This is a genomic window from Halobacillus sp. A1, assembly GCF_024189295.1.
Taxonomy (GTDB): Bacteria; Bacillota; Bacilli; order Bacillales; family Halobacillaceae; genus Halobacillus_A.
The window spans coordinates 1-25,529 of sequence record NZ_JAIZEN010000003.1; the positions used below are offsets into that span (position 1 = coordinate 1).

Consider the following 25,529-nt stretch of genomic DNA (forward strand, 5'->3'; position numbering starts at 1 on the left):
TCGGTGACATCACGCCTTCTCGATCTTTGATAGGAGCCGCTGACTGTACTATACTAATACCCGCTAGGGAACCATTTTCATATGTCATGGTGCGAAAAATTAGCATGAACGTCTATGTTAAAGGTGGCGGTTAATGTTCATAAGAGAGTAATTGAACAGTAAAGAAGGATTGTAGAATACTCATATTCTAGATTGCCGTGTTTGGGAAGCTTCTCGCTTACCTGTAAAGACCTGTGGGTTCTCGCCTATCTCCTTCTCCCACCTCTCACATCAATCAAGTCGTTGGTTTGAATTAGAGTCGGTTTTAGTTGAGGAAGCTCACCGTACGCCCTTGGAAAGCGATTGATTTCCCGGACCTTCCACCTCTATTCCAAGTAATGGAAACTCCCTGAATGTATCGAAACTAAGTCTTGAAGAATACGGAGTTTATATATGAAAACATAAGAATCAACTTTCGCACTTCTTTCCAAACAAACATTTTCATTGACATGATATAAAGGTTTCGATATCATTTTGATAATGATAATCCTTATCATTTAAAAGTTGGCTTTGATTTTAATATACATATTGTAACGATCTGAAGTTGACTTAATCTAATACAGAAGGGTCGAGAGTTTAATGAAAAAGCTTTTGATGTTACTTTTAATTTTATCCATAATGATTTTAGCTGCGTGCAGCGGTGATAATGAGGAAGAAACGGAAAATGAAACATCTTCAGATGACGAAACTAGATCAGTGACAGTGGAGGACGCAACGGGGGAAAAAACAATTGAAGGTACACCAGAAAATGTTGTTGTACTAGAGTGGTCCTATGCAGAAGAACTGCAAGCTTTAGGCATGGAGCCCACCGGGGTAGCCGATCTTGATTCATATGGAGACTGGGTTGATGTGGGCATTCCTTTCAGCGATTCAGTTGAAGATGTAGGTACTAGACAGGAGCCTAACCTCGAAGCCATTTCCCGTCTTGAGCCGGATTTGATTATCGGAGTTGATTTCCGTCATGAGGAAATTGCTGAAGATTTAGAGGAGATTGCACCAACCCTTATGTTTGCTCCTTATTCTGAGGAGAGTGCCCAGAACCAATTTGATGCTATGCTTGAAGAGTTCAATACTGTAGCAACTGCCGTTGATAAAGAAGACGAGGCTGAGCAAGCTGTAAGTGAAATGGAGCAATCCTTTGAAGAGCAGAGAGCCCGTCTTGAAGAAGCTGGCCAGGATGATATGAATTACGTCATCAGCCAAGCCTTTACTGCGCAAAACACTCCAACACTTCGTCTATTTACAGACAATTCTATGGTAGCTAACGTGATGGGTGAGCTTGGAATGACAAACGACTATGAATCTGAAGAACTGGAAATTTACGGATATACTGAAACTACGGTAGAGACATTGCAAAACTATCAAGATTCTAATTTCTTCTACATCGTTCAAGACGAAGACAATATTTTTGATGAACAATTAGCTGGGAACCCCGTATGGGAAGAATTGGATTTCGTTAAAAACGACCGGCTGTATCAAATGCCGGGAAGTACATGGACATTTGGCGGCCCATTGTCTGCGGAAGTATTAGCTGAGCAAGTGGTCGATTCCGTATTAGAAAAAGAAGGAGAAAGTGAGTAAGCCACAGACATTTACTCCTGTTCGACTAAAATCCGTACCACGAACAAGTGATGACTTATACTGATAAAATATGGGCAGGAGATATTATTCTTCCTGCCCATTACTGCAAGTAAAAGGTAGTGATTGAAGATGAATCAATTATATAAAAAAGTAGTAGTAGGAGCTCTCACCTTTGGAGGTGGGAGCATCTTATTATGCTTATTGACTTTTATACATATTAATCAGGGCAATGTTTCCCTGCCCTTATCTACGGTAGTTCAAGCTATCGTGGATCCAGCTAATCTGATTGAACACCATACCGTCCGTGTCCTTAGACTCCCTCGTGCTGTCATTGGTATTCTTGCAGGTGGAGCTCTCGCCATTTCAGGTGTGGTTCTACAAACGGTTACGAAAAACCCTCTGGCCTCCGCCAGTACTTTGGGGATTCATTCGGGTACATACTTTGCTGTAATCGTGACAACTATTTATATGCCATTTGCATTGGCCGCCAATGGAATTATCACGGCTTTTATAGGGGGTATTCTCACATTCGGCTTTGTATATATACTTTCTGGCGGGAATGACGCTACTCCTGTTCGTATGGTATTAGCTGGTATGATCGTGACCTTTCTGTTCTCTTCTCTCACTTCTATGCTTCAGATTTTTTATGAAAACGAAACTCAAGGTCTATTTTTATGGGGATCTGGAACTTTAGTACAGAACGATTGGAACGGCGTTCAATTTTCCTTGCCTTTTGTGGCAGGTGCTTTTCTGTTATTGCTTTTCTATGCACCAAAGTTGGATACTTTAGCATTAGGTGATGATGTAGCTACGGCTCTTGGTCAAAATATACGTTCTGTAAAGCTCGTTTCCATTTTAGCAGCTGTGCTCCTTACTTCGGTAACTGTAAGTGTTGTTGGGCCTATCGGTTTTGTAGGACTTGTGGCGCCTCATTTGATTAAATTAATAGGATACCGTACGCATTTTCCATTAATGATCGGTTCTTTCCTCTGGGGAGCTAATGTCCTGTTATTAGCAGATGTTGCAGCGAGAATCATCGACCCATCCTTTTCTGAGCTGCCGGTCGGTGCAATTACTGCTCTCGTTGGTTCCCCATGGCTCATCTGGCTGGTCCTCAGGATGAAACAGGCTTCAAACACAAAAGAGACGGGATCAATTCTCGCAGGGAAAGTCGCAGTCAACCTGCCATTGAAGAAAATCATTCCGATTCTATCTGTGATAATTCTTGCTACGGTCGCTGTAAGCATGTCTTCAGGGAACTACGGTTTTGAACCTCTTGTAGCGTATGATGCATTGTTCGGTGGAACGAATGAATTTATGAGGGGTTTCATAATAGATTCCAGGTTGCCCCGCTCGCTTGTAGCTTTATTAAGCGGTGCTGTCCTTGCTGTAAGCGGGCTCATTTTTCAAGGAGTCTTAAGGAACCCTTTAGCAGACCCGTCAGTCATTGGGATAACATCTGGTGCAGGGGTTGGTGCACTTGCAACGATGTACTTCTTCAGTGTTTCGGCTTTTTGGGTTCCTATTGGGGCTATGACAGGGGCTTTTGTTTTTTTCTTGATTGTGATGGCTCTGGGTGCTAAAGCTGAATTTCATCCTACGACATTAGCTTTGTTAGGTATAGGGATTTCAGCCTTTGGTTCAGCATTAATACAAATCATGGTCGTACAATCCGAATTAGGAGTAGCCTCAGCATTAACTTGGTTATCAGGCACGACGTATGCTAGAGGATGGAGTGAAATATTGCAGTTTCTGCTTTGGCCGATTTTGATATTTATTCCACTACTAGCTTTTTATATTAAAAACTTGGATGTCCTTTCATTAGGGGATGAAGCTGCTAGAGGACTCGGGCTTCATGTAGTTTATGTGCGTTTTCAATTAGCTTTATTAGCAACTTTACTTGCAGCATGCAGTGTGGCTGCTGTGGGTTCAATTGGATTTGTTGGGCTGATCGCACCTCACTTTTCAAGATTACTTGTTGGCAGTGCGAATCAAAAGCTGCTTCCCGTGACGATGCTCATCGGAGGATTCCTTCTTGTTGTAGCTGATTTGTTCAGCCGCACACTTCTTGCACCTAATGAGATCCCCTCGGGGATTTTGGTAGCTTTAATAGGAGCTCCTTATTTCTTATGGCTCATGAAGCGACGGTCTGTATAATGCAGTAAAATATGCTATGATAATGATAAAAAAGGTAGAGGGAGTATAAGAATGATTAATTTTATTAAGTGTCATGGATCAGGAAATGATTTTATTTTGATTGATGAAGTTACAAATAGCTACACATTCTCTGAAGAAGAGCGAAGACAGCTTTCCGTATTGCTATGCGACAGAAAGAACGGGGTAGGCTCAGACGGAATCCTGTTTGTAATGAAAAGTGATGTTGCCGAAGCGAGAATGCGCATGTTTAATTCAGACGGTACCGAGGCTGAAATGTGTGGAAATGGTTTACGCTGTGTGGCGCGTCATATTATCCAGCGTGACGGCCGTGCGTCTATTCATATAGAAACTGAGAAGGCCGTGCTTGCTGTGGAGCAAGTAGAACCTATATATAAAGGAATAGACACTTTCTCTGTAGACATAGAACCGGTATCATTTGAAGTAGAAACGTTACCGATGAATTACGAGAAGGCAGAGGCGATGGATGTAGAAATTCCCGGCCTTTCACACGATTTCACTTTCACAGCGTTAAGTGTACCTAATCCGCATATCGTCACGATTGTGGATGAGGTTGTTCAACAGGACCTTATCGATATCGGCGAGAAAGCTAACAACTCTCCTTCTGTATTTCCTAAAGGAGTCAATGTAAGTTTCGTTCAAATCCTTGGGAAAAATAAGATCTTTGTACAAACCTTTGAACGAGGAGTCGGCTTGACGAACGCTTGTGGCACAGCGATGTCAGCTTCTACTCTAGTATCGACGATTCTTGGGCCTAACGATTTAGAAACACCGATAGTCGTTATAAACAAAGGTGGTCTTGTAAACTGTGTCGTTGAAAAAGCGGATAGACGTTACAAAATCCAATTAAGAGGGAATGCAACAAACGTGTACAGTGCGTCTATAGACGTGAATCTCTCAACTAGTGAATGGAATTGGATTGAAACCGAAACGCATCACTCCGAAATCGACAAGTATGAGAAACTTAAAGAATACGCTTCATCTCAAATTTAATGAGAGAAAGGTGATATTGTGTTAAAAACTTTTCCAGTTAAAACAGACCACCATGACCAGATGATTGATATAACAGGCAAAATTTCTGATTGGGTGCGCGAGCAAGGTGTAAAGGAAGGGACGGTCATAGTTTCTTCAGCGCATACAACCGCTGGAATTACAATTAATGAAAATGCCGACCCTGATGTAAAAACAGATATGCTGAGAAGATTCCGTGAAGTATACCCATGGGAGCAAGCGGAAGATAAGCATATGGAAGGCAATACGGCTGCGCACATGAAAACGAGTACAGTAGGCCATGCACAAACCATTATCATCACAGATGGAGAGCTTCTGCTCGGCACATGGCAGGGAATTTATTTCTGTGAGTTTGATGGTCCTAGATCACGAAAGGTCCATGTGAAAATAACATCATGAACGGGTGATGGCGGCAGGTATTGATTACCTGTCGTTTTTATCTTTGTCTATATTGAAGGTGGTTGTAGACTTTGGTAAGTGAGTTGTTCAACAATATGGAAGGTTAGTGGAAGACTTGATTTCGAGAGATTGGGTGAGTGGATCAGGGCGGTGAATGGCTCGCTTTCCGTGGGAGCGCGGTGAGCTTCGCACAGGAGTCTCACCATTCCCCGCCGCCCTTTACTATAGATGAGTTTCTCGTAATTCACATAATATGAAAATTCTTAGCTATTCTATTCCATGCTCAACTCGCAAATATCAACCGAGGAGACTTCCTCCACTTTTTTTGTTCGATAAGGAAATATCGAAATTCTTCGTTCTTCGTGTTTCCTATATCTCGAACAGCTCAGTCCGATCCATACGCCGCTGGTCAGAGCAATTATGCTTTTTAATAAGAATCTTACCGTTTTCTTCCGCTGCTTGAGTTATACATTTTCTTGAAATGGATCACAATTAAGCTTATCCGGGAAAACAAAAAGCGAAAAAGCGCTTGTCTATTAACACTAAACATGTAGCCATGAATAGAACAATTTGTTGTAATGGGGTATTGGAATTGGGGCGATTTTTCGTTGCCACTCAAAATAGCTGTACTTCTATCAAAGCACTGTCTCAGGTGTTTCCGTGAACCTAACAAGCGCAAGAAGGGCCGGGAAATTGCGAGACTCCTATGGGATGAAAGTACAGGGTGAGATCCCGGAGGGCGCTTAGCCCGAGGAAGCTCACCGTACGCCCATGGAAAGCGAGTGATTTCCCGGACCTTCAAGCACTATTAATAGTCACGGAAACAGTCCAAATTCCTCGAAACTGAGTCTCCACTAAAAGGAGCTTATTTACATATCAACACGGAGCTTTAACATAACATTATCTTTATATAATGGTAAAAAATAATCAGGATTTTGAAAAAAATAAAAATAAAGATTAACCTATAATTAAATAGGGAAAAGATTTATACGAATACATAAAGGAAGGTGACATTAATGGCTTCAAGCAAAAGAGATTGGAAAGTAGTGTTTCTTCTCATAAGCGGCCGAGTTGTAACTCATGACTTGGACTTAAGCGAAGAGATGACTGAGAGAGAAACGATGGAATTTATTTCGAAGCAGCTGGACAGAGGTGAGTGGTGGTTCCTGGAAGATGGAGTATCGATTCATACGTCCAGTGTTGAAAGTTATTATTTGAGTGAGTACACACAACGTACGAGTTTTTCAAAAGAATAATAAAAAGGCAGCTCTTAGTTACTAAGAGCTGCCTTTTTATTATTTAGGAAGATAAAACTTCCACTTCTATTTGCTGACGTCCATAATCCTTTGCTTCACTATTCTCTTCCATGAACAAATCTACACGGTTACCTTTAATCGCTCCGCCTGTATCACCCGCAATGGCTTCACCATAGCCAGGAACATGGACTTTAGAACCTAAAGGAATGACGTCAGGGTCTACAGCAATGACTTTTTGATCAGGATTATCTCTCAAGTCTATTCCCGTTCTCGTAACGCCGCTGCATCCTTCACAAAAAGCTGTATAGGCAGTAGCCTCAACATTCACAGTTTTTATAACTTCTTTTTCGTTTTCATTATCATCATTTATAAATCTCTGGTGTTTTTCTGATTTCTCAGAGAGGACTGTTTCTTTCATTTCTGCTTTTTCATCTGCTTGGATATGAGAAGGGTCAGGATTAAAGCCTAGTATTCCTAAAGTATAAAAGGACATAAAAGAAAACAATATAATGGCAAACTTCATGACTTTTTACCCCTTTCTCTTTGACACTCATTGAATTATATCAAGGTGATAGATTTATAACAAATACAAAAGCACTACAAAAACATTACGTTTTAATGACAAAGCTGTATATCAAAAGTAACCTCAAAAAGGTAAGCGCTTTTATTATTTTTTTGACTATTAAAGGCTATTCAAAGTAATTTTTCCCTTCACAAAATAGAATATGTACGTTAATGTGGATGAAGAAAAAAACTCTGCACTACTTTAATTGACTAAATTTTTTGAAAAGAGAGGGAAAATGTGATGAAGAAAGTACCATTACTTGCAAGAATTATTATTGCTATCATTCTAGGTATTGTTATTGGGTTAGTAGTGCCAGAAGGGGCGATTGAACTCTTTGCCACGTTTACAGGTCTGTTCGATAATTTTCTAGGATTTGTCATTCCGCTCATTATCATAGGCTTCATCGCTCCAGGCATAGCTTCTATAGGAAAAGGTGCTGGGAAAATGCTTGGCCTTACCGCAGGACTGGCTTACCTTTCTACTGTACTAGCAGGTGTGGCAGCTTATCTTGCTGCTTCCAACCTTTATCCAGCTATTTTGAACACCCAGGATTCGAGTGAAATGTCTAATCCAGAGGAATCATTGGTAGAAGCTTCCTTCACGGTGGAAATGACTCCTATGATCGATGTCATGGCTGCTTTAATATTCTCTTTTATCATAGGTGTCGGAATGACAGCAGTTAAAGGGAACACTCTTTATAAAACAATGGATGAATTCCGTTCCATCATATATAAAGTGATTGAGAAAATTATCATCCCATTATTGCCTTTCCATATATTCGGGATTTTTGCTAACATGAGTTATGCTGGTCAGGTAGCGACTATTTTAAGTGTGTTTGCTAAAGTGTTCGTCATGATCATTATTCTGCATCTTATTTATTTAGTCTCTGTATACGGGGTTGCTGGTGCTATGCATAGAGCTAATCCTTTCTATCTTCTTAAAAAAATGACGCCGGCATATTTTACAGCATTAGGGACTCAGTCTTCTGCCGCAACTATTCCGGTGACGTTGAAGCATACGAAACAAATTGGTGTAAGAGAAAGAGTAGCAGACTTTGCCGTACCTTTATTAGCAAATGTGCACTTGGCCGGCAGTACAGTAACAATTACGAGCTGTGCCATGGCTGTGATGTATATGCAAGGACAAGCTACTAGTTTTATGGATGTATTCCCCTTTATTCTTATGCTAGGGGTTACCATGGTAGCTGCACCAGGAGTTCCGGGTGGAGCCGTAATGGCTGCTGTAGGATTGCTGGAAAGTATGTTAGGTTTCAGTTCAGTAATGGTTTCCTTGATGATCGCTCTTTATTTAGCTCAGGACAGCTTTGGGACAGCAACAAATGTGACTGGCGACGGAGCGCTTACTACGATTGCGAATCGTTTAGCTGGTAAAAAAGCGAATTTGGATACAGTCCAGAAAAAGAAGTTCGGATAAACTAGAAGAAACTATATATTTCGGGTAAAGTCGAGTATGAAATCTCAATGATTTTATACTCGACTTTTTATATTGATTGGTGTGCTTTTTCTGTACTCACTCTACATTTAATATGTTTAATAGCTCGCCAATATCAATTCTCAGGAACAAAGCTGAGTCATCCGATAATATAGCTTTCATTGAATAAACATTATATGTTAAAAAGCTCGGAGCCTTAGATGACTTCCGAGCTTTTTTCCGTGTTGGCAGTGAAATTAGCATTCAGATCTGATGGTAATTCGTTTGTAATTTTAGGCTATCCTGAATATCTGAGCTATTTAGAATAATTTTGCTTTTTTTATCATTTTGTTCCTTTTCGCTTTTTTCCACAGCAGCTCTTCCTTGTTCTCGGTGAATCTTGGGCATCTTTTTTGTTTGGACGACCACTCATGATCAACACTCCTCTCAGGTGGTTTGATTATTTTATGCAGTAAGCCAAAAGGTGGTCGTGCGTTTACAACAGTATTAGAATGAAAAACTGAATTTTTACGATCTTAATGCAAAAGAGTCTTGAAAAGACGAACTATGGAGGTTTTCTCGGGGTTTAATTAAACATATTTTTAGAGTGTTGCTGCTGCCCCAATTGGGGTAAGGTTGGTGTAAGTGTAATTCTAACCATTAAGGCAGCGGTTGATGGTAAAGTGGAAAATCACTGTATATAAGTATGAATTAGTTAATGAAAGTGCTCAATTGATACTTCTTTACCGGATGGTCAAGAAGTCGGTGAATAAAGGGAGATTTTATATTGAAGAAATTCAAAATGAGGTCTTTTTTTAGTGTCAAAACTTACCCGCCTACATAAAATATACCTATAACTAAAAAAGTTGCACTAAGGAAAGTTTTGTACTAAACTAAATTTAGATAAACAGATATGGAGAAGGAGAGGTATTTTATGGAAAATGTGCTGCTCGCTTTTGGTTTTACATTAATGGCCGGATTGGCTACAGGTATCGGAAGTATTCTAGCTTTCTTTACTTCAACCACTAATACGAGGTTTTTATCTCTTGCTTTAGGATTTTCGGCTGGAGTCATGATTTATGTTTCATTTGTAGAAATTTTCTTCAAAGCTCAGGAATCACTTGTGAATGCACTTGGAGAAGTAACTGGAAACTGGGTGAATGTGGCCAGCTTCTTTGGAGGAATGCTAGTTATCGCACTCATTGATAAAGCAATTCCTAAGCAGGGTAATCCGCATGAAGTTAAGAAAGTAGAGGATATGTCTAAGTCGCCTGAGGAGATAAAAAATAAGCAGCTTCTAAAAATGGGAACATTTACTGCTCTGGCAATAGCTATTCATAACTTCCCTGAGGGTATTGCAACTTTCACTTCGACTCTCCAGGATCCGTCACTAGGGTTTGCGATTGCTGTAGCCATTGCTATTCATAACATTCCAGAAGGTATCGCTGTCTCAGTCCCTGTATACTTTGCTACAGGAGACAAGAAAAAAGCATTTAAGTTATCGTTTTTATCAGGCCTTGCTGAACCAGTAGGCGCACTTGCAGCTTATTTGTTATTAATGCCGTTTCTTAATGATTTGATGTTTGGTATTTTGTTTGCTGGTGTAGCTGGGATCATGGTCTTTATTTCTTTGGATGAATTGCTGCCTGCTTCCCGTAAATATGGAGAGGCACATCTTTCCATTTATGGTGTTGTGGCGGGAATGATGGTTATGTCATTAAGTTTATTATTATTCATTTAGCTAAGTTAAACGTAGCTGTTGGTTTTTATAATTGAATTATTTGAATGATACGGATGGAAGGTTGAAGGCTAGATTCCTAGAGATTAGAAAGTTTCTTGGCGGGGGGAATGGCTCTCTTTCCTTGAGAGCGTGGAGAGCCTTCTGTGGGATGAATACGGTGAGTAAGAGCCCGGAAGGCGAATTATGATAAATACTCACCACATGTCCACTAAAGCCGCTATTACTGCCATAGGAAAATCTCCAAAAGGAGCACTCAAGAAAAACGAGCTTATATGAAAATCAACACGGAAATTTAACAGAGTCACTCATTAAAAAAGTGTAGAGCTTCAGCTCTACACTTTTTTAGTAGGTTTTTTCTTGTTTTAAATCTTCAATGACTTTTGAAATCTCCTGTTTGGAACGTTTGACCAAGCGCCAATTTAAGTAGATGGCTGAATCTGTTTTTACGCCTAAGCGGTATAGATCGTTTTCCATGACTGCGCCTTTATGAAGCTGTGGAAATTTTTCTTCAGCTTTTTTCTGTAACCAATTTTCCATTAGCTGGGTGAAATTTTGTTCTCGGTTATTTTTTGAAAGTGAATGAGGACACGTAAATTTAAATTTACCTTTATGAAAAGTGAAACCAGGTTCTTTACTAGTCGTTTCCTCTATGTTCAATCTGTATTTTCTGCCTAAGTATGCGATTTTAGCATTCTCTTTCAGTTTATTCTCTGTATAAAGATCGAGGTGGAGCTTTTTCCACTTCTCATCAAGCCAATTTTTCTTTTTTCTCAGGAAGGCCTTGACATCTTCTTCTGATTTATCAGTATGAGCTGTAACCCTTACTCCATTGAGATTATCCAAATATATCTTTACAAATGATACATCGTCTTTCTTGTAATAAGAAAAATTGATTGTGTCTTCTTCAATTTTTAAAACGGGCATGGGAATCCCCTCTCTCTTTGCGTTAGTTTCAATTGTAATAAAAGGGGAGATCAGCGTCAAAACTTAAAACAAGGAACTAGATACCTTGTAAAAGAGGTGCCTCAGTAATTAATAGGAAACAATACTACTCTGATGGCGACGTCTCCCCCGTGATGCCGACCAGGGTAAATATCCAAATCTAAAATTGCTCACATAGCCCGACTTCAGTTTTCCCAATCGCTAATCTATAAATTTTAAAAAAAGGACAATCTTTAAAAGTGGATTATCTTTACAAAACGGATTTACATGAGAGCGAAAAAGGGTAAGAGATGATAGAACAGAAGATTTACCGAACGGAGGGTTAAGATGCAGCCTACGGTTCTGATTACTGGGGCAACGAGCGGTTTTGGATATCATACAGCGGTAAAATGTGCGGAAAGAGGAATGAAAGTAATCGCTACGATACGTAATCCTGAGAAACTGGATGTTTTCAAGAAATCTCAGCTTACTGATGAGGTTCTTGAAAATATCACGGTATGGAAATTAGATGTAACCGATGATTCCTCATTACAGCATTTTGGCTATCTTGTTGGAAAATTGGAGCGCATAGACGTATTGGTCAACAATGCAGGGTTTGCTTTAGGCGGCTTTCTAGAACAGGTTCCAATTGAAGATTACAGGCGTCAATTCGAAACAAATGTATTCGGAGTCATTCGAGTCACTAAAGCCGTACTTCCTAAAATGAGAAGTCAAGGATACGGTAAAATATTGAATATCAGTAGTATTAGTGGTCTGATCGGCTTTCCTGGTCTCTCAGCTTATGTGAGTTCAAAGCATGCGCTTGAAGGGGTGTCTGAGAGCCTGCGCTTTGAATTGAAACCCTTCGGCATAGATGTGGCGCTTATAGAACCAGGTTCTTACGAAACGAATATCTGGTCATCAGGTTTAGAACTGCCCCCGGCGGTTTATCATCCTGATTCTCCTTATTATCAGTATACTAAAGGGTTATGGAAAGCGTTGAATAGTGAAACCCATGAAGACCCCCGTAAGGTAGCCGTTCTCTTAACACAGTTGGCTGAGAAAAACACCTTGAAAAAACTCCGCTATCCTATCGGTCCGGGTGTTCGAATGAACATTCTGTTAAAAAGGTGTTTGCCATGGTCTTTTCTTGAAAAGACTGTGCTCAATAAAATACTCTATAAAAAGGAGAGGGATAAATGACAGTACATCAAGTTCAAAAAGGTGCAGAGGAAGTTTTTTACGAAGGAAACGAAATAGGTATATTAGTCTGTCATGGATTTACAGGAACAACCCAAAGTATGAAACCATTAGTAGAAGCATATGCAAGAGAAGGGTACAGCATTGCTGCTCCTCGCTTGAAAGGGCACGGGACGTCTCCCGAAGAAATGGAAGAAACTACTTACCATGATTGGATACATTCGGTCGAGGATGCTTTTCAGTGGCTTGAAAAGAGGTGTTCTAAAGTATTTGCTGTAGGCTTATCAATGGGTGGGACTCTGGCTCTAAGTATGGCTGCTCGTTATGATAAAATTGCCGGGGTAGTTCCCATTAACGCAGCAATCGACATACCAGCTATGGAAAACATAGTAGAACAGACAGATGATCGATATATTGCTGCCATTGGTTCGGATATAAAAAAAGAAGGAGTTGAAGAGCTCGCTTATCAAAGAACGCCTGTCCGTTCTATTCAAAACTTGCTGACTTTGATGACGGAAGTGCACGATCAATTAGCGAAAATTCACTGCCCGATTTTTATATTTGTATCGGAAGAAGATCATGTTGTGCCTCCTGAGAATTCAGAAATGGTATTTGAAACGGTCTTATCAGAACATAAGGAGCTGATTCACTTAGATAACAGCTACCATGTGGCTACATTGGATAACGATCAGGACATCATCATTGAAAGAAGCCTGGAATTTTTCGTGATGTATTCTAACGCAAAATAATTACGAGCTGATTACGTATTTCAGCTCTTTTGAGAATTCTTGGATGCCATGGCTCATTCTCACCATTTCAAGTATAATAGAAGTAAGGAGGGGGTAGAAATGAAAAAAATTCTGCTTGTACCTTTTGATGCTTCACCTAGTTCAGAGCGTGCATTGAGATATGCGGTGGATACAGCTAAGGAAGATGGCAGTAAACTGATCATTCTGAATGTCCAATTCGATTATAATACGAGAAATGTAAGACGCTTTGCAACGCAAGATCAAATTAAGTCTTACTTGGATGACGCTGCACGAGAGTCTTTTGATAGAGCAGAAGAGTTTTTGAAAGACAGTAATGTTGATTATACACTGCGAAAAAGAATGGGGATCCCTGATCAGGTGATTCTTGAAGAAGCAAGTGACTCAGACGCAGATATTATTGTAATGGGCACAAGAGGAGTCGGGCGCGTGAAAGGGGCCATTCTCGGCAGTGTCAGTTACGGTGTGCTGCAGTCAACCACAATTCCCGTTACGATCGTACCTTAGCTAACATTTGTCACAGTTATTCTCATCATATATAATATAATTATAGCAAGAAAAGCAAACGAAATATGAGCCTTCAGGGGGAGCCTTTGCGCTGAGAGTGAACGTGTAGTTCAGACCCTTCGAACCTGTCAGTTAGTACTGACGCAGGGATGGTGGCTTTTTTGATGGCGATGCACGGGATTCCTCCATCAGGAAGCTTTCCCCTTTGGCATTGCTTTTTTTGTGTCTTTAAAAAGGGGAGATACAAAATGAGGAACAAAAGAGTCTTGTTTCTAGTAGAAGTGGCAATTTTTTCTGCACTTGCTATTCTACTAGACGTTATACCATTTCTATCATTCAAACTATGGGCACAAGGAGGATCAGTTTCTTTTGCCATGGTTCCGGTATTTATTATGGCCTTCAGGTGGGGGCTCAGCGGTGGAGTTTTAACCGGTGTACTATTAGGTATTTATCAAATTCTATTTGGTGCTATAATGGTCACTCCTCTCCAGACCCTATTAGACTATATTGTAGCTTTCGGAGTGATAGGACTGGCTGGAGTATTTGCTAAGCCAGTATGGGATGCAGCGGCAGCTCATCGTAAAAAGAAATTGATGACATGGGTGATAGCCGGAGCCTTCATAGGTAGTCTATTCCGTTTTCTTGGTCATTTTGTGGCTGGAATTGTATTCTATGGTGAATTTGCTCCTGAAGGACAGCCAGTGTGGTTATACTCATTAATCTATAATGGAGGATATATGCTCCCGGCATTTATAGTAAGTACGATCGTTCTTGGTTTACTATTCCTAAAACGTCCTTCCATCTTAACCCAAAGTGCATAATTGATCATAAGCCTGTCTGATTACCGTATAATAATCAGACAGGCCCTTTTATTTCCACATATACTTTTATATGAAGGAGTGTTACCTTTAATTTAAGGATAGCTTGTACATAATGGAGTTAAGGATTGGGGCGGCTGGAGTTGAAAAAAATAAAGAATATTCATAAGAAAAAATGGTTTTGGATAATTGTTGGAATTATCCTTTTATTATCTGTAGTTACTGCGTACCATGTCTCGTGGAAAAGTTTACCTGAAGGGACGTCTTATGAAGGCGAATTCAGGAACATTGAAGACATAGAATTTTATAAAGACTTGACTTATGAGGACGAAAATGGTGAAGTCGTGCACGAACTCGAGATATTTGAAGAAATCAATCAAGTCATTTCAGAAGCTGAAGACTTTATTGTCATTGATATGTTCTTATTTAACAGCTATAGCGATGATGGCGAGAAATTCCCTAATATCGCTGGAAATCTAACAGACCATATTATAGAACAAAAGGAAAAACATCCAGATATGAAAGTGGTATTTATAACAGATGAAATTAATACGGTGTATGGATCCTACGAGTCAACAGAAATTGATCGTCTTAGAGACCATGAAGTAGATGTAGTATTGACAGATTTAAATAGGTTAAGGGATTCAAATCCTGTATATTCAAGTATTTGGAGAGTCTTTTTCAGCTGGATGGGTACGGGCGGCGATGGATGGATTGCTAATCCATTTTCAAAAGAGGCACCGGACGTAACCCTCAGATCCTACTTAAAACTTTTAAACGTAAAGGCGAACCACAGAAAAGTACTAGTAACAGAAGATGCTGCCATGGTGTCTACGGCGAATCCTCATGATGAGAGTGGACTTCATGAAAATGTCGCTTTTAAAATGACTGGACCTATTATTGGAGATATTCTCGAAGCAGAAGAGGCAGTCGTCAATTTTTCAGGAGAAGCTGATTATCCTGAGTATGAAAACCGAGACTTTGGAGAAGAAGCGGGTAATTTAGAGGCACAGTATATTACTGAAAGGAAAATATTAGACGCTGTAGTTGAGGAGCTGTCCAAAGCGGAATCAGGTGATACGGTATGGCTTGGCATGTATTACTTAGCTGAAAGAAATATTATCGATCAACTCGATAAAGCAGCTGACCGTGGTGCCGAAGTGAACATTGTCATGGACCCGAACAAGCAATCATTCGGACATGAAAAATCCGGGCTTCCGAATTTACCGGTAGCAGCTGAAATGAAGGAGCTTGGAAACGATAACATTAACCTTAAGTGGTACGACGTGAACATGGAGCAATATCATACAAAAATGCTATATATAAACAGGGATGCTGAAAGTGTGATTATCGCTGGTTCAGGTAACTATACAAGAAGAAATTTATCTAACTTGAATCTTGAAGCAGATGTAAGGATTAAAGGGCCTTCAGAGGAAGAGGTATTCCAACAAGTTGATGAATACTTTACGCGTATCTGGTCCAATGAAGACGGAAATTACACGGCTGACTATGAAGAATATCAAGATAATATGACGATAGGAAGATATATTACGTACTACCTTCAGAAGTGGACGTGGTTTACCACCTATTAAATAATCAGAGCTGTCGATAAATTTATCGACAGCTTTTTTACTGCTCTTACAAGTTTTTTCTGAGTCTTCTTTAAATATAATGAAGACTCAAATTCAAGGGTTTCATGATCCCTTTTTTAAGGATGGAGCTTGGAGGTCCGGGAAATTACTCGCTTTCCATGGGCATACGGTGATCTTCCTCGGGCTAACGCGTCGGGATCTCACGATTATATAAGGAAAAGAAATATCCTTGTCTTCATTCGCTAAGCTAACACGGTCTTTTTTTGAAGGTATTCTAATATGAAAGTCGAATAAATGTAGAAAAGGGGAGTGATTGTTTGAGGCATATTATTGCTACATATTCTATTGTCGCAGCAGATCCGAGTACAGGAGAGGTGGGTGTAGCCGTTCAATCAAAATTTCTTGGCGTAGGTGCTGTAGTACCTTATGCAAAAGCTGGTGTAGGCGCAGTAGCTACTCAGGCTTTTGCCAATCCTGCTTATGGACCGGATGGCTTGGAGCACTTAAGCTCAGGCTTGAATGCTGAACAGACCATTGATCAATTGATCAAATCTGATCCAGGAGCGAGTGAACGGCAAATTGGAGTAGTGGATTTTCAGGGAAATGCAGCTACTTACACAGGAGAAGACTGTTATGACTGGGCTGGCGGGATCACTGGCAAACATTTTGCTGCCCAGGGAAACATTTTAGTGAATGAGGAAACTGTAACTGAAATGGGGAAAGCTTTTGAAAATGCTAAAGGTAATTTAAGCGAAAGGTTGCTTGCAGCATTACAATCTGCACAAAAAGCTGGAGGAGATCGTCGAGGTAAACAATCTGCGGCTCTTTACGTTGTAAAGGAAAAAGGTGGATATGGCGGGTTAAGTGATGTTTTAGTAGATCTAAGAGTAGATGATCATCAAGAACCTATCAAAGAATTAGAAAGGATTTTTCTCCTTCATCAATTATATTTTTCAGAGTCTAAACCTGAACAAATCCAACAGCTTAAGGGGGGAGTGAAGGAAGAGGTTGGTTATCACTTGTATCGTGTCGGTTATTTAAAGGATTCTAATCCGAACGACAAGGATTTATATAAAGGGTTGACCACTTTCCTTCATACAGAAAATTTCGAAGAGAGAGAACAGAAGCAAGGATGGATTGATAGGGAAGTTGTGCATTTCTTAAAACAGATGGACGAATAAAGCTGCTTAAATAAGCAGCTTTTTTTATTGCGTAAAAAATCGAATTAGATTATCATTTAATTAGATATAAATCTAATTAGAGGGGAGATATGCTATGCAGCTGGATAAAATGATTTCTTTCTATAAAGCAATTGGTGACCCAACCAGGATCAGAATCGTTTCTCTTTTAAAGAATGGACCACTTCACGGCCAGGCCATCGCCCATAAATTGGGGTTAAGACCTCCTACTATCACTCATCATTTAAAGAAATTGAGAGACACAGGGGTACTTTATTCAAGAAGAGATAAGAACACGATTTATTTTTATTTAGATGCTAAACGCCTCGAGTTCATGGCTACAGCAATTCTAAGGTTAGGAGATGATCCATTGAAACAAGAAGAGATGTATATGTCAGAAACCGATCAGCTCAAGGTAATGAGAAGTTTCATTAGCAAGGAAGGGAAATTGACGAGAATTCCCAGTCAACTTAAGAAAAAGCTCGTTGTTCTTTCTTATTACGTTCAAGGTTTCGAGCACGGGAAGTTATATACTGAGCAAGAAGTGAATGAATACGTTTTGACATTCCATGAGGATTACGCAGCTATTAGAAGAGAATGGGTTATGCATCAATTCATGTACCGGGAACAGGGTAAATATGAATTGAACCCTAAAGAAATGTGGCCGCTCGTCGTGAAGCGCTGAAAAGTCAAAAATGAAATGGGTTTTTAAAAAAAGTTCTGACATAGGTCGGAACTTTTATTTCAGGAAACTAATTAGATGAATATCTAATTTGGGTGGGGTTATTATGTTTCATTTACAAAAAGTCATCAATATAAGTATTTATTTCAAGCTGGGGTTGTTAATGGGATTGGGGATCGCTTCAGTCAAGTGGCCGTGTTAGCACTAGTCTTGAATTTGACGGGATCAGGGTTGATGGTAGGTCTCGTGATGGGAGCACGCATCATACCGTATATCATTTTATCTCCATTAGGCGGCAGGTTAGCAGATCGATATGACCGACGAACACTCATGATACTAACGGATAGTATCCGTTTTCCTTTCGCTCTGTTATTTTTGTTCGTGGAAACTCAGGAAGACTTATGGGTTGTGTACACTGCAGTAATCGTGCTTGCTTGTGGAGAGGCCTTTTATCAGCCCATTAGAAAATCCACGATTAGTTCATTAGTTGAAAAGGAATCGCTTCTTAAAGTGAACGCATTGGAACAAGTCATGATAGGAGTCGTACTCATATTAGGGTCAGTGACAGGTGGTATTGTAGCATTTTTTCTCAGTCCAAAAGTGTCTTTTATCATTAACTCTCTAACATTTCTGGTTGCTGCTTTATGGATTAAGAAATTACCTGAATTGAAATCAAATAAAAAACAAATGGAAAAGACTAAGGGAGAATCAGATTGGTACCGTAACTTGAAACCGGTTATTTGGTTTGTCCTTTTCGTCCAATTCTTGGTGCCGATTACGGATGGGATATTTAACGTTTTAATTACTTATTACGGCGGCAGCACGTTTGGAACGGAGGCTCTAGGGATCGGCCTGTTGTATGGATCTCTTGGTATTGGTCTTGTCATCAGCTTTTATATTTCAGCACGTTTTAATAATAGGAAGTTCCTGAAAGCCAGTCTCTTTTTCATTATTGTAGAAGGGGTGATGCAAATGTTAGCCAGTCAGTCTGCCTCTATCGTTTCTATGTGTTTCTTTTTTATCATGATATCAGCAGCTGGCGGAGTGACAGCAGCCTGCTTAGACAGCTTAGTGATGGAAAAAACAGATCCTGGTCACTTGGGAAAAGTGTTTGGAGTTATAGAAGCTGTATCAAATATACAAATCGGTATATTTATGGTTGCAGGCGGAATATTAATCGACAGTTTCGAAGCCAGATTACTTGGCTTATATGGAGGGGCGTTGAATATAGCGCTGGCCGTACTATTTATGCTCATTCTTGTTGGCTCTAACGTTTTTTGCAAAAGGATCAGATAAGGTAATTAAAACAACAACGGAAGAGTTAATAATCTCTTGTACCATAATCTGATAATAATAGAACTGTATAGTATTACAAAAAGTAAGCAAATAAGAACGGTGATGCTAAACATGGAATTATTTTTTAAAATGCAGGAAATGATTTTAAACATTATTTGCGAAAAGTATACAGTGGGTAATTAACTAAGTCACATCTCTATAAAAATAATAAAGTAACAGCAGTGGTTTATGAAGGTGAGAATTTATTAAAACAGCGAATTTAAAGAAACTAGAAAAACTCTCTGATACTAAGTCTGCAGTTAATTAAAGTGCAGGTCTGATTAATATTGCAATATAAAAATTACGTTTAATCAAAGATAAAAAAGGTTAAATGTATATAACTGTCGATTTGAGGTGGGGACCAATGAAAAGAGAGACTCGTCATATTTCCATGATAAAATACGAAGATGGAAAAATTACACATACAGACGATGAAATTGCCGAAGAGTATCCTCTAACCATTATGGTGAATGATGAGGAGTTCGCTACTATGGTATGCACACCAGATCACCTCGAAGAATTAGTCATAGGATTTCTCGCTTCGGAAGGGGTAATAAGACACGTAGACGATATCCTATCTATGCATATCGATAAAGGTCGGGGCTATGCTTACATAACGACCCATAAACAGGTCAATTCCACATCTTCCAATAAACGGTGGATCGGGTCTTGCTGCGGAATGAGCAGAGCTTTTTATTTTCAAACAGATGCAAAACAGGCTAAAACAGTGATGGATGATTTTAAAGTTAAACCTGAAGATTGTCTTAATTTGATGAAAGCGTTTCAGGAGAGAGCCTCTATGTTTAAAAAGACAGGCGCAGTCCATCAGGCAGCCATTGCATCAAGAGAAGGTATTGAGTTGATTTTTCACGATATCGGCAGACATAATGCGCTGGATAAATTGAATGGCTTTATGATCAAAAATAAAATATCTAGAAAAGAAAAAATGGTAATCTTCAGTGGGAGGATTTCTTCAGAGATTTTAATAAAAGTATCAAAAATGAGATTGGGTTTCCTACTATCTAAATCAGCTCCAACAGATCTTGCTATTGAGCTTGCTGACGACCTGAATATTACGGCGATAGGTTTTGCCAGGGGAAACCGAATGAATATATATACACACTCCAATCGATTACTCATTGAAGAATCAACAGAGCTGGACTTAAATTAGGAGGGGTTAATTTGTTAGAAAGAGATCACACGGTGATAACGCTTAACGGGAAAGAGTACTTAGCAGATCCAGGGCAGAACTTGTTAGATTTTATTAATACGACAGAAGAGCAAGTGCCGCAAATTTGTTATAACGAATCGTTGGGACCAATTGAAACATGCGACACTTGCCTCGTCCAAATCAATGGGAAACTTCAACGTGCCTGCGGTATGAAAGTCGAAGCAGGTATGAAGGTACAGACACAGCTGCCACATGTTCACAAAGCACAAAAAGAATCCCTGGATCGGATATTAGAAAACCATGAGCTGTATTGCACAGTATGTGACTATAATAATGGCGATTGTGAAATACATAATACAATGGCCGAGTTCGGTTTAGAACACCAGTCGAGACCATTTGAAGAAAAGCCATATAATAGAGATGATTCCGGTCCTTTTTACCGATATGATCCTGATCAGTGCATTTTGTGCGGCAGGTGCGTGGAAGTCTGCCAGGATGTTCAAGTCAACGAAACATTGACCATCGATTGGGAAAGGCAGCAGCCGCGGGTCATATGGGACAACGATGTTCCCATGGATCAATCATCATGTGTAAACTGCGGACAGTGTTCTACAGTTTGTCCATGTAATGCAATGATGGAAAAAGGGATGGAGAGAGAGGCTGGTTTTCTTACTGATCAGGAGCCGGGCATTTTAAAGTCGATGATTGAAATGACTAAAAAAGTGGAAACAGGCTATGGTCCATTGTTTGCTGTTTCTGATAGTGAAGCAGCTATGCGAGAAGAGCGAATTAAGAAAACGAAAACGGTATGTACCTACTGTGGAGTTGGTTGTTCTTTTGATGTATGGACGAAGGACCGTAAGATCTTAAAAGTAGAGCCTAATGCTGAGTCGCCTGCCAATGGGATTTCCACTTGTATAAAAGGAAAATTCGGGTGGGACTATGTAAATAGCGAGGAGCGACTGACTAAACCGTTAATAAGACGCGGAGATGCTTTTGAAGAAGTTGAATGGGATGAAGCGATTTCATATGTAGCCAGCAGATTCAAAGAAATTAAAGAAAAACGTGGAGCCGATGATATCGGATTCATCTCCTCTTCAAAGGCTACCAATGAAGAGTCGTATTTGATGCAGAAGCTGTCTCGTCAAATTATCGGGACAAATAATGTCGATAACTGCTCCCGATATTGCCAGACCCCGGCAACTAAAGGTTTATTCCGCACTGTGGGTCATGGAGGAGATTCCGGATCCATTGAAGATATAGCTAAAGCTGACTTAGTAATTACTATAGGTTCAAACACAGCAGAGTCTCATCCAGTATTGGCTTCCCGCATCAAGCGATCGCAAAAATTGTTCGGGCAGAAGCTGTTTGTATTTGATATTAGAAAACATGAGATGGCTACGAGAGCTGATCGTTTTTATCAACCGAAATCAGGTACGGACCTCGTGTGGATTTCCGCAGTATCCAAGTATATCTTAGATCACGGTTTGGAGGATAGAACGTTCATCGACGAGTGGGTGAATGGGTTTGAAGAGTACCGCCAGAGCTTAGAACAATTTACGATGGAGTATGCTTCCAATTTGACTGGAATTCCTGAGGGTGAACTTATAGATGTTGCGGAAGAGATAGCCCGCTCAGGTAAGGTATCCGTATGCTGGGCTATGGGCGTCACTCAGCATATGCGCGGCAGTGATACGAGTACTGCAATTTCTAATTTACTGATCCTTACAGGAAACTACCGGAAGGAAGGCTGTGGAGCGTATCCATTGCGTGGCCATAATAATGTTCAGGGCTGCAGCGATTTTGGCAGTATTCCTAACTTTTTCCCAGGATATGAGGAAACCACTGATGATGAAGTTCGCAGCCGCTATGAGGAAGCCTGGAATTGTGAAATACCTAAAGAAGCAGGGAAAGATAACCATCAGATGATAGAAGCAATACATGACGGCAATTTAAGTTCGATGTTTGTCATCGGAGAAGATACAGGTATTGTCGACGCAAATATCAATTACGTTACTGCTGCTTTTGAAAAGTTGGATTTCTTCGTTGTTCAGGATCTATTTTTCACTAAAACTGCTGAATATGCAGACGTAGTCCTTCCAGCTTCTCCAAGTCTTGAGAAGGAAGGAACATTTACTAATACAGAACGGCGAATCCAGCGATTATATAAAGTTCTGGACCCTCTCCCTGGCTCTAAGCCCGATTGGGAAATTCTCCAGCTTATTGCTCAAGAACTGGGTGGTGACTGGAACTATGATCATCCTTCTGAGATTATGGACGAAGCCGCAAGCTTAGCACCACTATTTGCAGGTGTATCTTACGAACGTTTGGAAGGGTATGATTCTCTTCAGTGGCCAGTGGCTGCAGACGGCACGGATGAACCATTACTGTTCTTAGATGGCTTTCCTTTCGAAGACCGTAAAGCTAAATTTTTCCCGCTGGACTTTGAACTGGAGTACGATACTTCAGAGGAATATGACCTTCATGTAAATAATGGACGACTTCTTGAACATTTCCATGAAGGAAACATGACCTATAAAGTGGAAGGTATTGTTAAGAAAACACCTAACCCATTTATAGAAGTATCTGAAGAGTTAGCAAGAGAGCGGAAAATTCATGAAGGCGCTGAAATCAAACTGATTTCTGAAGCTGGAGAAGCTACGGGTGTGGTCACTGTCACCGACCGTGTTAGAGGAAATGAATTGTTCATTCCTATGAGTGCAAATGGGAAATCCGCCGTAAACTTCTTGACAGATAACCGTGTAGATAAGGATACGAACACTCCGGCCTATAAAGAAATAGCGGTTCGCATGGAAGTTGTTAAGAAAAAAGGGAAATCACCAATTCCGACGAATAATCACAGAAGAGGCCAACCCGTTCCGCAAGTTGGAGTTAAGGTGGAAGAGAAATGGGAAAGAGAAGATTATATATTCCCAGGAGATCAGGTGAATAAAGATGGCTAAATCTATAACTAATATTAAGAGGTTGGAAGTTCCTAAAGAGAAGCAGGTTGAAAGAGATCTAGATGAAGTCAGGGAAGCAGTCTCCGAAAATAAAGAAGCAATTTTAAAAGGTATTAAATTGTTAAAATCGCTTGATGAAGTAGGAACCCTGGATACGGCCAACGCTTTTTCTCATTCAAAGAAAAAAGCTTTGGAGCATCTTGTGAATGAAGTCAGTAAAGACCAATATACGCAGCTATTTGAGAATCTGCCTGAGCTTGTCTTCCTAATGGGTGATCTTGATATGAAAGCAATCAGAGAAACGACAGGACGGGTGAACCAAGGCATAAAAGAAATGAATGAACTTGAGCCTGAGCAAAAAACGACCATTTTCGATTTAGCTAAAGCTTTAAAGGACCCTGAAATCAATAAAAGCATCACAATGCTTATGCAACTCTTAAAAGGTATGGGTAGAGATTAAAAACAACGGCAGTGCCTATTCTCAGGCACTGCCGTTGTTTTTTAAATCCATACCTCTACAAAAAACCATATGATCATTATCAATTGAATGATGACCTTAGCAAAGCTTCCACTGAGAAAACCGAATAACGATCCAATGCCGGCCTTGAACGCTTCATCTGCTGATCTTTTTTGAGCCAATTCGACTACGAGCACAAGTAGGAATGGAACAACGATGATGCCAAAAGGAGGAACAATAAAGGAACCCGCAATTACCCCGATAGCGGCAGACCTTTCTCCCCATTTACTTCCCCCGTATTTTTTTACAAAGTAACTGTTGGCGATGATATCCGATACTATAAGTACAACAGTCAGCAGAATCATCGCTATCCAGAATAGGATACTTAATTCTCCGCCGTCTATAAAAAAATGAAAAGCAAGAAATCCGAGCCATAAGACGAGCGGTCCCGGAATGATTGGGAAAATTAAACTGGCAAAACTAGCCAGGAATAATAAACCTATAATTATCCATATTACAATATCCACTGCAGTGACCTCCTGTATGATTGCAAGTGATTATATCTTAAATGATCGACGATAAAAAATCGAGCTCAATTTTTTGAGCTCGATTTACCTTTTGATTTAAAGAACGTAATACTAAACTTCTTGTCTTGTAGGAGGAGCCATAAATTCTGGACCTACTGGGTCTTTGATATTTCTATTTAAGATCTCATCAATATCTTTCATGCTTTCATCATCAATTGAAAAATCGTTGACACCATCAACTGGGTCCAGCTGATCGGGGCGGCGGCCTCCCATCAAGGCAATTCCAGAGCCTGGCTGCTGAAGTACCCAGCGAATAGCGAGGTGGATGACGTCTTTGTCAAAACGTTCCTTGGCTAATTCGTCAAGTTCTTGTACTGCACTTAAATACTGGTTGAAACGAGGCTGTTGGAACTTGGGGTCGTTATTCCTTAAATCATCTCCATCAAATGAACGGTCTGCAGACATTTTCCCGGAAAGTAAACCGCGGCAAAGCGAGCCGTAGGTTATTGTGGTGATGTCGTGCTTTTGAGTGTAAGGTAAAATGTCTCCCTCAATATCTCTTTCAAACAAGTTATATGGAGGCTGCAACGTGTGTATAGGTGCAGCTTCTCTAAAAATGTCCATTTGTTCAGGTGAAAAATTACTTACACCAATTGCCCGGATTTTACCTTGTTTATGCAAATAGTGTAAAGCTTCCGCCGTTTCATGAATAGGCGTCAAAGGGTCAGGCCAGTGCACTTGGTATACATCAATATAATCAGTTTGAAGACGCTTCAATGAGTTTTCAATTTCTTGATGTATTCTTTCTTTAGTGCCGTTTCTAAATGGCTGCTCATCTTTCCAATCCAGAGCCACTTTAGTAGCCAAAGAGAATTGATCTCTGTTTCCAAATTCTTTAACGGCTTTACCGACTATTTCTTCTGATCGCCCAAACCCGTAAACAGGAGCCGTATCAATAAAGTCGATTCCTTTATCTAAAGCTGAATGGATAGTTTTTATGGACTCTTTTTCATCTGTTCCACCCCACATCCAGCCTCCAATAGCCCAGGTTCCTAACCCGATTCGACTGGATGTCATATCTGTGTTTGCAATATTTATCTTTTCCATCGGTACACCTCCAAAATCTTATAATGGAATGTACCCTTAATGTTCTTCTATTAACCTTCTACATTGGCATATATACACATTAATAGTGGTTGAGGTATAATTAATT

General features: G+C 40.1%; 22 protein-coding genes and 1 riboswitch. Of the genes, 18 read left to right on the forward strand and 4 right to left on the reverse strand.

From position 1 onward, the window contains the following. Positions 1 to 618 precede the first annotated feature (618 nt). The 5 genes from LF817_RS04405 (at position 619) to LF817_RS04425 (ending at position 6,461) form a co-directional block, all read left to right on the forward strand. Positions 619 to 1,620 carry an ABC transporter substrate-binding protein gene (locus LF817_RS04405; RefSeq protein WP_253934566.1) on the forward strand — a complete coding sequence of 334 codons (1,002 nt, stop codon included), beginning with the start codon at positions 619 to 621 and terminating at the stop codon, positions 1,618 to 1,620. A gap of 129 nt (positions 1,621 to 1,749) precedes the next feature. After that, positions 1,750 to 3,777 carry an iron ABC transporter permease gene (locus tag LF817_RS04410; RefSeq protein WP_253934567.1) on the forward strand — a complete coding sequence of 676 codons (2,028 nt, stop codon included), beginning with the start codon at positions 1,750 to 1,752 and terminating at the stop codon, positions 3,775 to 3,777. A 51-nt stretch (positions 3,778 to 3,828) separates the two neighbouring features. Then, on the forward strand, positions 3,829 to 4,788 hold the full coding sequence (dapF, locus tag LF817_RS04415) for a diaminopimelate epimerase (RefSeq protein WP_253934568.1): 960 nt from the start codon (positions 3,829 to 3,831) through the stop codon (positions 4,786 to 4,788). 18 nt (positions 4,789 to 4,806) lie between these two features. Further along, entirely contained in the window at positions 4,807 to 5,205 is a 399-nt protein-coding gene (locus LF817_RS04420; protein WP_253934569.1) for a secondary thiamine-phosphate synthase enzyme YjbQ, read from the forward strand. 1,016 nt (positions 5,206 to 6,221) lie between these two features. Continuing rightward, on the forward strand, positions 6,222 to 6,461 hold the full coding sequence (locus LF817_RS04425) for a hypothetical protein (RefSeq protein ID WP_253934570.1): 240 nt from the start codon (positions 6,222 to 6,224) through the stop codon (positions 6,459 to 6,461). Positions 6,462 to 6,504: 43 nt separating this feature from the next. Here the strand turns inward: LF817_RS04425 and LF817_RS20365 are convergent, their stop codons facing one another. Continuing rightward, positions 6,505 to 6,984, reverse strand: a complete 480-nt coding sequence (locus LF817_RS20365; protein ID WP_371924997.1) for a 3D domain-containing protein — start codon at positions 6,982 to 6,984, stop codon at positions 6,505 to 6,507. A gap of 282 nt (positions 6,985 to 7,266) precedes the next feature. Here LF817_RS20365 and LF817_RS04435 point away from each other — a divergent pair, with 282 nt between their 5' ends. Next, complete coding sequence (locus tag LF817_RS04435) at positions 7,267 to 8,460, forward strand: dicarboxylate/amino acid:cation symporter (protein WP_253934571.1); 1,194 nt, start codon at positions 7,267 to 7,269, stop codon at positions 8,458 to 8,460. A 931-nt stretch (positions 8,461 to 9,391) separates the two neighbouring features. Beyond that, on the forward strand, positions 9,392 to 10,198 hold the full coding sequence (zupT, locus tag LF817_RS04440; protein WP_253934572.1) for a zinc transporter ZupT: 807 nt from the start codon (positions 9,392 to 9,394) through the stop codon (positions 10,196 to 10,198). 342 nt (positions 10,199 to 10,540) lie between these two features. Here the strand turns inward: zupT and LF817_RS04445 are convergent, their stop codons facing one another. After that, the gene (locus LF817_RS04445; RefSeq protein WP_253934573.1) at positions 10,541 to 11,122 is read right to left on the reverse strand and encodes a YgjP-like metallopeptidase domain-containing protein; all 582 of its coding nucleotides are present in this window, start codon (positions 11,120 to 11,122) and stop codon (positions 10,541 to 10,543) included. A 345-nt stretch (positions 11,123 to 11,467) separates the two neighbouring features. Between LF817_RS04445 and LF817_RS04450 the strand changes: the two genes are divergently transcribed. From LF817_RS04450 to LF817_RS04500, 11 genes are all read left to right on the forward strand, one after another. Further along, positions 11,468 to 12,322, forward strand: a complete 855-nt coding sequence (locus tag LF817_RS04450) for an SDR family oxidoreductase (protein WP_253934574.1) — start codon at positions 11,468 to 11,470, stop codon at positions 12,320 to 12,322. Further along, complete coding sequence (locus tag LF817_RS04455; protein ID WP_253934575.1) at positions 12,319 to 13,068, forward strand: alpha/beta hydrolase; 750 nt, start codon at positions 12,319 to 12,321, stop codon at positions 13,066 to 13,068. Before LF817_RS04450 ends, LF817_RS04455 begins: the two co-directional genes overlap by 4 nt. A gap of 99 nt (positions 13,069 to 13,167) precedes the next feature. Further along, positions 13,168 to 13,593 (forward strand): universal stress protein, encoded by a 426-nt coding sequence (locus LF817_RS04460; protein ID WP_253934576.1) that lies wholly within the window; start codon positions 13,168 to 13,170, stop codon positions 13,591 to 13,593. Between the two features lie 66 nt (positions 13,594 to 13,659). Further along, positions 13,660 to 13,760, forward strand: a riboswitch (TPP riboswitch). An 81-nt stretch (positions 13,761 to 13,841) separates the two neighbouring features. Next, positions 13,842 to 14,414 (forward strand): energy-coupled thiamine transporter ThiT, encoded by a 573-nt coding sequence (thiT, locus tag LF817_RS04465; RefSeq protein WP_253934577.1) that lies wholly within the window; start codon positions 13,842 to 13,844, stop codon positions 14,412 to 14,414. Positions 14,415 to 14,554: 140 nt separating this feature from the next. Beyond that, on the forward strand, positions 14,555 to 16,003 hold the full coding sequence (locus LF817_RS04470) for a phospholipase D family protein (protein WP_253934578.1): 1,449 nt from the start codon (positions 14,555 to 14,557) through the stop codon (positions 16,001 to 16,003). A gap of 317 nt (positions 16,004 to 16,320) precedes the next feature. Then, a complete protein-coding gene (locus LF817_RS04475) occupies positions 16,321 to 17,184 on the forward strand; it encodes a DUF1028 domain-containing protein (RefSeq protein WP_253934579.1) in 864 nt (287 codons plus the stop codon). Between the two features lie 94 nt (positions 17,185 to 17,278). Further along, the gene (locus LF817_RS04480) at positions 17,279 to 17,866 is read left to right on the forward strand and encodes a DUF2087 domain-containing protein (RefSeq protein WP_253934580.1); all 588 of its coding nucleotides are present in this window, start codon (positions 17,279 to 17,281) and stop codon (positions 17,864 to 17,866) included. 165 nt (positions 17,867 to 18,031) lie between these two features. Further along, the gene (locus tag LF817_RS04485; RefSeq protein WP_253934806.1) at positions 18,032 to 19,159 is read left to right on the forward strand and encodes an MFS transporter; all 1,128 of its coding nucleotides are present in this window, start codon (positions 18,032 to 18,034) and stop codon (positions 19,157 to 19,159) included. Between the two features lie 403 nt (positions 19,160 to 19,562). Continuing rightward, positions 19,563 to 20,369 (forward strand): formate dehydrogenase accessory sulfurtransferase FdhD, encoded by an 807-nt coding sequence (gene fdhD, locus LF817_RS04490; RefSeq protein ID WP_253934581.1) that lies wholly within the window; start codon positions 19,563 to 19,565, stop codon positions 20,367 to 20,369. An 11-nt stretch (positions 20,370 to 20,380) separates the two neighbouring features. Then, positions 20,381 to 23,332: a formate dehydrogenase subunit alpha gene (gene fdhF / locus LF817_RS04495; RefSeq protein WP_253934582.1), complete on the forward strand. Its 2,952-nt coding sequence runs from the start codon at positions 20,381 to 20,383 to the stop codon at positions 23,330 to 23,332. Next, positions 23,325 to 23,792: a helical membrane plugin domain-containing protein gene (locus LF817_RS04500; protein WP_253934583.1), complete on the forward strand. Its 468-nt coding sequence runs from the start codon at positions 23,325 to 23,327 to the stop codon at positions 23,790 to 23,792. The genes fdhF and LF817_RS04500 overlap by 8 nt, the downstream gene beginning before the upstream one ends. 41 nt (positions 23,793 to 23,833) lie before the next feature. Here the strand turns inward: LF817_RS04500 and LF817_RS04505 are convergent, their stop codons facing one another. Both LF817_RS04505 and LF817_RS04510 read right to left on the reverse strand, forming a co-directional pair. After that, the gene (locus tag LF817_RS04505; RefSeq protein WP_253934584.1) at positions 23,834 to 24,316 is read right to left on the reverse strand and encodes a DUF456 domain-containing protein; all 483 of its coding nucleotides are present in this window, start codon (positions 24,314 to 24,316) and stop codon (positions 23,834 to 23,836) included. A gap of 111 nt (positions 24,317 to 24,427) precedes the next feature. Beyond that, positions 24,428 to 25,423, reverse strand: coding sequence for an aldo/keto reductase (locus tag LF817_RS04510; RefSeq protein WP_253934585.1), 996 nt, complete (start codon positions 25,421 to 25,423; stop codon positions 24,428 to 24,430). Positions 25,424 to 25,529 lie beyond the last annotated feature (106 nt).